The organism is Streptomyces sp. BV286 (genome assembly GCF_019090165.1).
Lineage (GTDB): Bacteria > Actinomycetota > Actinomycetes > Streptomycetales > Streptomycetaceae > Streptomyces.
This window is the reverse complement of record NZ_JAHRIB010000146.1, coordinates 1-10,070: the sequence shown is the minus strand read 5'-3', so window position 1 is coordinate 10,070 and position 10,070 is coordinate 1. Positions and strand designations below refer to the sequence as shown.

The 10,070-nt window shown below is 70.7% G+C and carries 10 protein-coding genes; 5 read left to right on the top strand and 5 right to left on the bottom strand.

What is annotated here, in order from left to right:
• The first annotated feature begins 40 nt into the window (after positions 1-40).
• From KUF83_RS23375 to KUF83_RS23360, 4 genes are all read left to right on the top strand, one after another.
• A protein-coding gene (locus tag KUF83_RS23375; RefSeq protein ID WP_217456034.1) for an IS5 family transposase occupies positions 41-849 on the top strand; the annotation gives its coding sequence in 2 pieces (ribosomal slippage) (positions 41-388 and positions 391-849; 807 coding nt in all).
• A 52-nt stretch (positions 850-901) separates the two neighbouring features.
• Positions 902-1,588 carry a hypothetical protein gene (locus KUF83_RS23370; protein ID WP_217456761.1) on the top strand — a complete coding sequence of 229 codons (687 nt, stop codon included), beginning with the start codon at positions 902-904 and terminating at the stop codon, positions 1,586-1,588.
• 44 nt (positions 1,589-1,632) lie between these two features.
• Positions 1,633-2,433 (top strand): DsbA family protein, encoded by an 801-nt coding sequence (locus tag KUF83_RS23365; protein ID WP_217456760.1) that lies wholly within the window; start codon positions 1,633-1,635, stop codon positions 2,431-2,433.
• A 95-nt stretch (positions 2,434-2,528) separates the two neighbouring features.
• Positions 2,529-4,187, top strand: coding sequence for an alkaline phosphatase (locus tag KUF83_RS23360; RefSeq protein WP_217456759.1), 1,659 nt, complete (start codon positions 2,529-2,531; stop codon positions 4,185-4,187).
• 88 nt (positions 4,188-4,275) lie between these two features.
• On the opposite strand, the gene KUF83_RS23355 is transcribed toward KUF83_RS23360, so the two are convergent.
• Positions 4,276-4,845, bottom strand: a complete 570-nt coding sequence (locus KUF83_RS23355) for a dienelactone hydrolase family protein (RefSeq protein ID WP_217456758.1) — start codon at positions 4,843-4,845, stop codon at positions 4,276-4,278.
• A gap of 161 nt (positions 4,846-5,006) precedes the next feature.
• Here KUF83_RS23355 and KUF83_RS23350 point away from each other — a divergent pair, with 161 nt between their 5' ends.
• A complete protein-coding gene (locus KUF83_RS23350) occupies positions 5,007-6,131 on the top strand; it encodes a mechanosensitive ion channel family protein (RefSeq protein WP_217456757.1) in 1,125 nt (374 codons plus the stop codon).
• Between the two features lie 133 nt (positions 6,132-6,264).
• On the opposite strand, the gene KUF83_RS23345 is transcribed toward KUF83_RS23350, so the two are convergent.
• The 4 genes from KUF83_RS23345 to lspA all read right to left on the bottom strand — a co-directional run.
• Entirely contained in the window at positions 6,265-7,851 is a 1,587-nt protein-coding gene (locus KUF83_RS23345; protein WP_217456756.1) for a Na+/H+ antiporter, read from the bottom strand.
• Between the two features lie 141 nt (positions 7,852-7,992).
• A complete protein-coding gene (locus tag KUF83_RS23340) occupies positions 7,993-8,463 on the bottom strand; it encodes a GNAT family N-acetyltransferase (protein ID WP_217456755.1) in 471 nt (156 codons plus the stop codon).
• Entirely contained in the window at positions 8,460-9,404 is a 945-nt protein-coding gene (locus tag KUF83_RS23335; RefSeq protein WP_217456754.1) for an RluA family pseudouridine synthase, read from the bottom strand. Before KUF83_RS23335 ends, KUF83_RS23340 begins: the two co-directional genes overlap by 4 nt.
• Before the next feature lie 51 nt (positions 9,405-9,455).
• Positions 9,456-10,070, bottom strand: a 615-nt coding sequence (gene lspA, locus KUF83_RS23330) for a signal peptidase II (protein WP_254644267.1), incomplete at its 5' end; no start/stop codon positions are given.

The window sequence follows — 10,070 nt, the reverse complement described above, 5'->3', positions numbered from 1 at the left end:
AGACGACGTTTCCTTTGGCGAGGAGAGTCGTTGTGTTGGTATGACAAGTCTTGCTGAGCATCTGGTCTCGGATGAGTTGTGGGAGCTGTTTCGGCGGGTGGTGCCGGAGACGGTGGTGGTGCGTCCGCAGGGCGGGGGCCGTCGGCGGGCCGGGGACCGTGAATGCCTGACCGCGATCGTGTTCGTGGCCACGTCGGGCTGTTCCTGGCGGCAGTTGCCGCCGGTGTTCGGGCCAGTCTGGCCCACCGTCTACCGACGTTTCGCGCGGTGGACTCAGCAGCGTGTGTGGGCTCGCCTGCACCGCGTCATCCTCGATGAACTCGGTGCTCAGGGGGGATTGGACTGGTCACGATTCGCCGTGGACTCGGTCAGTGTCCGCGCCCTCAAAGGGGGCAGTTGACGGGACCGAATCCGACCGACCGCGGCAAGTTGGGATCGAAAATCCATCTTGTCGTCGACCGTGCCGGCCTGCCCGTCTCTGTCGCGATCTCGGCCGCCAACACCCACGACAGCCTGGCCCTGCAACCGCTGGTCATGGGGATCCCGCCGGTCCGCAGTCCTCGCGGTCCGCGGCGTCGCCGGCCGGCAAAGCTCCACGGCGACAAGGGCTACGACTATCCCTACCTGCGTCGATGGCTCCGTGAGCGGAACATCGTTCCTCGCATCGCCCGCCGCGGTGTCGAGAACTCACAACGCCTGGGCCGACACCGCTGGGTGGTCGAGCGCACCATGTCCTGGCTCAGCGGATGCCGCCGCCTCCACCGACGCTACGAACGCAAGCCCGAACACTTCCTGGCCTTCACCGCCATCGCCACCAGCCTCATCAACCACCGCCGACTCACCAAGTGAAACGACGTCTTAGGGGTCCCTTACAGGAGTACGTGACAGACTCTTCAGCGCTATGGACATATCCGGGACCCAGCTCAGAGCCGTGCGCGCGGCGCTGTTCACGGCGCTGGTCGTGACGCTCAGCACCGCGTCGCACGTGCTGCTGTCCCGGGTCCCGCTGCCGCTGACCACCGTGGCCGCGATCGCCGGTGCCGTCTTCGTCGTCGCGTACGCGCTGGCGGGCCGGGAGCGCGGCTTCGGGCGGATCGCGGCCCTGCTGATCCCGCTGGAGCTGGCCGCCGACACCCTGTTCACCGCGGGTCAGCACGCCTGTTACGGCAAGGCGGGCGGCCCGGTCGCCGGCCCCCTGCGCTCGGTCGGTCTCGACGTGCTGTGCGGTGGCGGCGAGGTCGGTGCCCCGCTGGCCCGGGTGACGGGCGGGGAGTCCCCGCCCGCCGCGGCCCTGCTCGCGCAGGCCGACCCGGGCGCCGCCTGGCTGCTGCTCGGCGCGCACGTCGGGGTGGGCCTCCTCGCTGCCGCCTGGCTGCGGCGCGGTGAGCGGGCCCTGGCCCAGCTCCTGGACGCGATGGCCGCCGCCGGCTTCCGTCCGCTGATGGTCGCGGTCGCCACGGTGACCGTGCGCCGCGCTCCGGTGCGCCGGCTGCCGCGGCCCACGCGCCGGGTGGCCGCCACGCGTACGCGGCTCTTCGTGCACTCCCTGGGGCGGCGTGGACCGCCGTGCTCGGCCGTTCCCGCCTGAGCACGCCAGTCCCCGTACACCTGCCATCACCATGGAGAACGATCATGAGCAAGCGGAACAGCCAGGCCTCGAAGTCGGCGGCCCGTGAGCGGCTGCGCGTCGAGCGCGAGCGCCAGGCCAAGCGTGACAAGGCCAGGCGGCAGGTCATCGTCGCCGGTTCGATCGTCGCGGTCCTCGCGATAGCCGGCGGCATCGGCTACGCCGTCGTACAGAACAACAAGCCCTCGAAGTGGGACGCGGCCGCCGACGCGAAGGTCGTCGCCCCCGCCAACACCAGTGGCAAGAACGGCACGACCGTCGTCATCGGCGACTCCAAGACCGACAACACCGTCCACCTCTACGAGGACCCGCGCTGCCCCGCCTGCGCGTCCTTCGAGCAGACCATCGGCGAGACGGTCAACAAGGGCATGACGGACGGCGACTACAAGCTCTCCTTCACCCTCGGCACGTTCCTCGACGGCAACCTCGGCGGCGAGGGCTCGAAGAACGGGGTGAGCGCGCTGGGCGCCGCGCTGAACGTCAGCACGGACGCGTTCCTGGAGTACAAGACCGCGCTGTACTCGGCGAAGTACCACCCCGAGGAGACGACGGACGACCTCGCCAAGGACAGCTACCTGATCAAGGTGGCGAACACGGTGGACGCGCTGAAGGACAACAAGAAGTTCCAGGACGCCGTCGAGAAGGGCACGTACGACGCCTGGGCGATGAAGATGAGCAAGTCCTTCGACGACGCCAAGGGGGTCGACTCGACGCCGACCATCAAGATCAACGACAAGGTGATCAAGAACCCGAGCACCGTCGCCGACTGGCAGAAGTCCCTCAAGGACGCGGGCGTCACCAAGTAGCGCGCTCCGTAAGGGTGGGCGGACTTTCCGAGTTCGCCCACCCGTCACGTCCTTCGTCTTACAGAAAGCCCTACCCATCAGTAATCTGACCGGCCGTGACCAGTCGACTCAGATCCCACTCCAGTCCCGATCCCGCCGCCCCGCGCCGCCGTACGGTGGTCAAGGCGGCCGCCGCCACCGCCGTGCTCGGTGCCCCGCTCGCCGCCGCGCTGCCGGCCCGCGCCGCCCAGGCCTCCGCGTTCCTGCACGGTGTCGCCTCCGGTGACCCGCTGCCGGACGGCATCCTCCTGTGGACCCGGGTGACCCCCACCGCCGAGGCCATGCCCGGTTCCGGGCTCGGCCCGGACGTCGAGGTCGGCTGGACGGTGGCCACGGACAAGGCGTTCACGAACGTCGTCACGAAGGGCTCCACCACCGCGACCGCCGCCTCCGACCACACCGTCAAGGCGGACATCCGGGGTCTGAAGCCCGCCACGGACTACTGGTTCCGCTTCTCCAGCGGCGGCACCGACTCGCCGGCCGCCCGCACCCGCACGGCCCCCGCGCACGACGCCGCCGTGGCCGGCATGCGCTTCGGCGTGGTGTCCTGCGCCAACTGGGAAGCCGGCTACTTCTCCGCGTACCGGCACCTCGCCGCCCGCGGCGACCTGGACGCCTGGCTCCATCTGGGCGACTACATCTACGAGTACGGGACCGGCGAGTACGGGACACGGGACACCGTCGTACGCCCGCACGCCCCGGCCCACGAGATCGTCACCCTCGCCGACTATCGCACCCGGCACGGCCGTTACAAGACCGACCAGGACCTCCAGGCCCTGCACGCCGCGGCTCCGGTCATCGCGATCTGGGACGACCACGAGTTCGCCAACGACACCTGGTCGGGCGGCGCCGAGAACCACACCGAGGGCGCCGAGGGCACCTGGTCCGCCCGTCAGTCGGCCGCCAAACAGGCCTACTTCGAGTGGATGCCGGTCCGGCCCGCGATCGAGGGGACCACCTACCGGCGGCTGCGCTTCGGCAAGCTCGCCGATCTCTCCCTGCTCGACCTGCGCTCGTACCGCTCGCAGCAGGTGAAGGTCGGCAACGGCACCGTGGACGACCCGAACCGTACGCTCACCGGCCGCGCCCAGCTCGACTGGCTGAAGACGGGGCTGCGGACCTCGGACACCAGCTGGCGGCTGGTCGGCAACTCGGTGATGATCGCCCCGTTCGCCATCGGCTCGCTCTCCGCCGAGCTCCTGAAGCCGCTCGCCGAACTGCTCGGCCTGCCCAAGGAGGGCCTCGCCCTCAACACCGACCAGTGGGACGGCTACACCGACGACCGCCGTGAACTGCTCGCGCACCTGCGGGACAACGCGATCCGCAACACGGTCTTCCTCACCGGCGACATCCACATGGCCTGGGCCAACGACGTGCCGCACAACGCCGGTACGTATCCCCTGTCGGCCTCCGCCGCCACCGAGTTCGTCGTCACGTCGGTGACCTCCGACAACCTCGACGACCTCGTCAAGGTCCCCGAGGGGACGGTCTCGGCCCTGGCCTCACCCGTGATCCGGGCCGCCAACCGGCACGTGCGCTGGGTCGACACCGACCGCCACGGCTACGGCGTCCTGGACCTCACCGCCGAGCGGGCGCAGATGGACTACTACGTCCTCTCCGACCGCACGTCCAGGAACGCGACGGCCTCCTGGGCACGTTCGTACCGCACACGCAGCGGCACGCAGAAGGTCGAGCGGACGTACGACCCGGTCTGATCCCGCGGCGGCTGACCAGCCACGGAGGCCGACGCGACGACGGCCTCCGGCTGTCGGTCCACAGACCGTCGGCCTCCCGACCGTCGGCCTACAGGCTGTCGAGGAAGCCGAGCGCCACCCGCCAGGTGGCCTCGGCGGCCTCCTCGTCGAAGTCCGGCAGGCCGGGATCGGTGTAGAGGTGCCCGGCGCCCGCGTACCGGTAGATCTCCACGTCGGCCCCGGTCCTGCCCATCTGCAGGTACCAGGCGTTCAGCCAGTCGTCGGGCTCGAAGGCGTCCGGCTCGGCGACATGCAACTGGACCGGCAGCTCGTCCACCGAGGCGCTCTCCGCGATGTCGGACGTGCCGTGCAGAAGCAGCAGCCCGCGCGCCTTGTCGTCACCGAGCGCCAGGGTCTGCGCGGTCGCCGCGCCCAGCGAGAACCCCGCGTACACCAGCCCGCGCTCGGAGTACGGCGCCGCCGCCAGGACGGCGCGCCTGAGCAGCTCTTCCTTGCCGAGCTCGTCCTTGAAGAGCATGCCCTCCTCGACGGTCTCGAAGGTGCGGCCCTCGAAGAGGTCGGGCGTCCACACCTCGTGACCCGCGGCACGCAGCCGGTCCGCCGCGTCCCGCACCGCGGGCCGCAGACCGTAGGTCGAATGGAAGAGCATGATGTTCATGCGCCCATGGTGCCAGCCGCGTACGACACCGCCGGGACGGGGCCGACCAGGCACGACGGCAGCCCGTCGAGCCGCCCGCCGCACCGGACGGACGGGCCGGTGCACCGATGCGACCCGGACCACATGTTCATGACCGGCCCCGGCCGGTTACGGTCGAAGGCATGGAGAACGTCCTTCGCCCGCTGATCGTGATCGGCGGCTCGCTCGTAGTGACGCTGCTCGTCGGCTGGCTGGTCGACCTGCTGCTGCGACGTGCCGATCAACGCCACCCTCAGGTCCCACTGTGGGGCCTGCTGCGCCGCTGCCGTCTTCCACTGCAGTTCGTGATGTGCGCGGCGATGCTGAGAGGATCGTACGACCAGGCCGAACTCACCAAGGAGCACTCCGCGGGGGTGGGTCAGATCCTGACCCTGGTCCTCATCGGTTCCACGGCCTGGCTGCTGGTGCGTATCGCGACGGCGATCGTCGACTCCTCGTACTCCCGCTACGCCAACGCCCACCGCGATCCGGCCAGGGTCCGCCGTGTCCGTACGCAGGTGGCGCTGATCCAGCGGGTGGTCGCCGCGATCGTCGGTGTGGTGGCCGTCGCCGCGATGCTGCTGACCTTCCCCGCGATGCGCGCGGCCGGTGCCTCGCTGCTCGCCTCGGCCGGCATCCTCGGCATCGTCGCCGGTGTGGCCGCGCAGTCCACCCTTGCCAACATGTTCGCCGGGTTCCAGATCGCCTTCGGTGACATGGTGCGGCTCGGTGACACGGTGGTGGTGAACGGTGAGTGGGGCACGGTCGACGAGATCACTCTCACCTTTCTGACCGTGCGCACCTGGGACGAGCGCCGGTTCACCATGCCGGTGTCGTACTTCACGTCGCAGCCCTTCGAGAACTGGTCCCGAGGTGGCGTGCAGATGACCGGTACGGTCTTCTTCCACCTGGACCACAGCGCGCCCGTCGAGGAGATGCGCGCCAAGCTCCGCGACATCCTCCGTGAGTGCCCCGCGTGGGACGGGCGCGACTACGGCCTCGCCGTCACCGACTCGACGCCCAGCACGATGGAGGTGCGGGCGCTGGTCACCGCGAAGGACGCGGACGACGTCTGGACGGTCCGCGTCACCGTCCGCGAGCAGATGCTCCGCTGGCTGACCAAGCACCACCCGTACGCCCTGCCCCGCGTCAACACGGCCGACGCGATCCTGCGGCCGGGCACCGTCCACGCGAACGGCAACGACGGACAACGCCCGCGATCGGCCCGCAGCCGTGCCGTGGAGCCCCCGCGGACGGGCCGGGGCTGAGCCTGTTCCCCGCGCCCCGGCGCTGAGTCTGTGCCCCGCGCCCCGGCAGGGGCGCGGGGAATTGCCGCGGCCGGCCTTCGCCGACCCGCGCCCGGTCACGAACGGCCGGACCCGCTCCGCCCGCTGGAAGGTGTCACCGCAGGCTCCGCACGTCGAGATGCCGCAGCACGCGGTCCACCACCTCGGGGTCCGCCCCCGCCTCACCCCGTGCCGCCAGCACCTCGTGCCGCGCCGCGGACAGCATCTCCCCCTGGATCCGCCGCACCCGCTTGATCCGGCGGGCCCGCTGCTCGTGTGCCTCCTGCCGCTCGTCCTCCCCCATGTCGGGACTGATCCGGTAGCCGATGTCGAACGCCCGCCGCAGCAACTGCTCGGTGAGCTCCTCCGGCAGGTCCTCCGTCTCCCCGATCTCCCTGAGCCGTGCCTTCGCCGCCTTGGCCGCCCGCACGGCGAGCGTCTTCTCGAACTCCTTCTCCCGGCCGGTGTCGGCCTGCACCCCCAGCTTCCGGACCAGCCACGGCAGGCTCAGCCCCTGCACCACGAGCGTCGCCATGATCACACCGAACGCGATGAAGATCATCTCGTCCCGGTTGGGGAACGGCGCCCCGTTCTCCATCTCCAGCGGAATGGCCAGCGCGAGCGCCACGGACGCCACCCCGCGCATCCCGGCCCACCACATGACGACGGTCTCCCGCCAGGTCGTCGGGATGTCCTCGTCGTGGTCCCGTTTCGCGTGCAACCGCTTCGTCAGCCATGTGGCGGGCAGCAACCACGCCAGCCGTACGAGGATGACGACCCCCACGATCGCGGCGGCCCAGCCGAGCATCTCCCCCCACCGGCCCGACGCCGTCCTGATCGCGTTGTGCAGTTCCAGCCCGATCAGCCCGAACGCCACCCCGGTGACCAGCGTGTCCACGATGTTCCAGAAGGTGTGCCCCGCGAGCCTCGTCATGACGTCGTCGGGGTCGTTCGCGTACTCCGCCAGGAACAGTGCCGTGGTGAGCACCGCGAGCACCCCGGACCCGTGCAGTTCCTCGGCCATCACGTACGAGGCGTACGGCACGAGCAGGGTCAGCCCGATCTGCAGCGTCGGGTCCCCGAGGTAGTCCATCAGCCGGTTCGCGCCCCACCCGAGTCCGACTCCCACGGCGATGGCGACGACGGCGGACAGCAGGAAGTCGAGAGCGGCGCCCGGCAGCGAGAAGGAGCCGCTGACGGCGGCGGCGATGGCGACGTGGTAGAGCACGATGGCCGTCACGTCGTTGAACAGCCCTTCGCCCTCCAGGATCGACACCAGGCGGCGCGGCAGACCGAGTTGTCCGGCGACGGCGGTCGCGGCGACCGGATCGGGCGGCGCCACCAGCGCGCCGAGCGCCACGGCGGCGGCGATCGGCAGCCCGGGCACGATCGTGTGGGCGACCGCCGCGACCACGGCGGTGGTGACGAACACGAGGGCCACGGCGAGCAGGAAGATCGGCCGTTTGTTGGCGGTGAACTGCCGCCAGGAGGTGCGCCGTACGGCGGCGTAGAGCAGCGGCGGAAGCAGCGCGGGCAGGATCAGCTCGGGCGGGATGTCGACGTTCGGTACGAAGTCGAGGACGGCCAGCACTATCCCGAGCAGCGTCATCAGCACCGGGGAGGGGAGACCGAAGCGGTCCCCGAGCGGGACGCTCACCACGGCCCCGAGCAACAGCACGAACAACAGGGCCAGCTGGTCCACGGTCAGCGCTCCGAGGTGGTCTGGGAAGCGGGTGGTCGGACCCCCAGAGTGCCACCGAAGACCCGGCCCGCGAGTGACCGCCCCCGCCCGGGCCTCACCGGGAAACCGGAAGAAGAGGCAGGGGCCGGACCGGTCACGGACCTAGAGAGCGCGCCGCATGGCCCGGTGCGGCATCCCCGCGTCGGGGAACTCGGGCCCGTAGGCCACGAAGCCCAGCCGCTCGTAGAACCCCAGCGCATGCGTCTGCGCGTGCAGATCGACCGCTGTCAGCCCCCGCGCGCGGGCCGCTTCCTCGATGCCCCTCACGACCGCGGCCCCGACGCCGAGCCCGCGCGCGGCCTGCACGACGGCGAGCCGTCCCAGGGATCCGACGCCGGTCTCGCCACCCGTCTTGGCCGCCGCCCCGACGCCGTACAGCAGCCGCCCCGCGCCGAGCGGCATGCCGTCCTCGCGCACGGCGAGCACATGCACGGCGTCGGCGTCGTACGAGTCGTACTCGAGATCCGCGGGGACCCGCTGCTCGACGACGAAGACCTCCTTGCGCACCGCGAAGCAGGCCTCACGGTCGGCGGGGTCCTCGGCGACCCGCACCACATAGGGCGACGAGGTCACGCGTAGCTCTCCTCACGCACCCGGTCCAGCGCCGTCTGCAGGTCCTCGGCGTAGCCGGACTCGAACTCGACCCACTGCCCGTCCCCGGGGTGCTCGAATCCGAGCCGTACCGCCTGCAGCCACTGCCGGGTGAGTCCGAGCCGCTTGGCGAGGGTCGGGTCGGCGCCGTACGTCAGGTCGCCGACGCACGGGTGCCGGTGGGCCGACATGTGGACGCGGATCTGGTGCGTGCGCCCGGTCTCCAGCTTGATGTCGAGCAGCGAGGCCGCTCGGAACGCCTCGACCAGGTCGTAGTGCGTGACGGAGGGCTTGCCCTCGGCGGTGACCGCCCACTTGTAGTCGTGGTTCGGATGCCGGCCGATGGGCGCGTCGATGGTGCCGCTGGTCGGGTCCGGGTGGCCCTGGACGAGCGCGTGGTAGCGCTTGTCGACCGTGCGCTCCTTGAACTGGCGCTTGAGCGACGTGTACGCGTATTCCGACTTGGCGACCACCATCAGGCCCGACGTGCCCACGTCGAGGCGGTGCACGATGCCCTGGCGCTCGGCGGCGCCCGAGGTCGAGATGCGGTACCCGGCGGCGGCGAGGCCGCCGATCACGGTCGGTCCGGACCAGCCGGGGCTGGGATGCGCGGCGACCCCGACCGGCTTGACGATCACGACCACGTCGTCGTCGTCGTGCACGATCTCCATGCCCTCGACGGGCTCGGCGACGATCTGCACGGGCGCGGGCGCCTGCGGCATCTCCACTTCCAGCCAGGCACCGCCGTGCACCCGCTCGGACTTCCCGACCACCGAGCCGTCGACCGTGACCTTCCCCGCCGCGGCGAGCTCGGCGGCCTTCGTGCGGGAGAAGCCGAACATGCGGGAGATGGCGGCGTCGACACGCTCGCCCTCCAGGCCGTCGGGTACGGGCAGGGTGCGGATCTCGGGAACGGTGCTCACCCGTCGAGTATGCCGGACGGGCCGGACACCGCCGTACGGCAGCCTGGCCGCTCAGTCCTTGTGGACGGTGCCGTCCGGGTCCAGACCCCGGAAGGACAGCAGCACGATCAGGATGCCGCCGCAGACGATCGCGGAGTCGGCGAGGTTGAAGACCGCGAAGTGCTTGGGTGCGATGAAGTCGACGACCGCGCCCTCGAAGACGCCCGGCGAACGGAAGATCCGGTCGGTGAGATTACCGAGAGCGCCGCCGAGCAGCAGGCCGAGCGCGATCGCCCAGGGCAGGCTGTAGAGCTTGCGGGCGAGCCGGGCGATCACCACGATCACAGCCGCGGCGATCACCGTGAAGATGATCGTGAAGGCCTCGCCGAAGCCGAAGGCCGCGCCCGCGTTGCGGATCGCCTCGAACCGCAGCCAGTCTCCGATGATCTCGATCGGCTCGTGGTGCTCCAGCTTCGCGACCACGATCAGCTTGCTGATCAGGTCGAGCGCGTACGCCAGGGTGGCGACCGTGAAGAGCACGGCGATCCGGCGCCTGCCCCGGGTCTGCCCGGCCTCGCCCGACGATCCCTCGGAACCCGGATCGGCGGTGGAGCCCGCATCGTCGCCGGAAGGACCGGAAGGGCCGGAAGAGGAGTCGGCATCGGCTCCGGGGGCGGCGGCCGGCCC

Coding starts and splice junctions, on each gene's coding strand:
- KUF83_RS23370 (WP_217456761.1), top strand. CDS start 902: ATGGACATATCCGGGACCCAGCTCAGAGCCGTGCGCGCGGCGCTGTTC.
- KUF83_RS23365 (WP_217456760.1), top strand. CDS start 1,633: ATGAGCAAGCGGAACAGCCAGGCCTCGAAGTCGGCGGCCCGTGAGCGG.
- KUF83_RS23355 (WP_217456758.1), bottom strand. CDS start 4,845: ATGAACATCATGCTCTTCCATTCGACCTACGGTCTGCGGCCCGCGGTG.
- KUF83_RS23350 (WP_217456757.1), top strand. CDS start 5,007: ATGGAGAACGTCCTTCGCCCGCTGATCGTGATCGGCGGCTCGCTCGTA.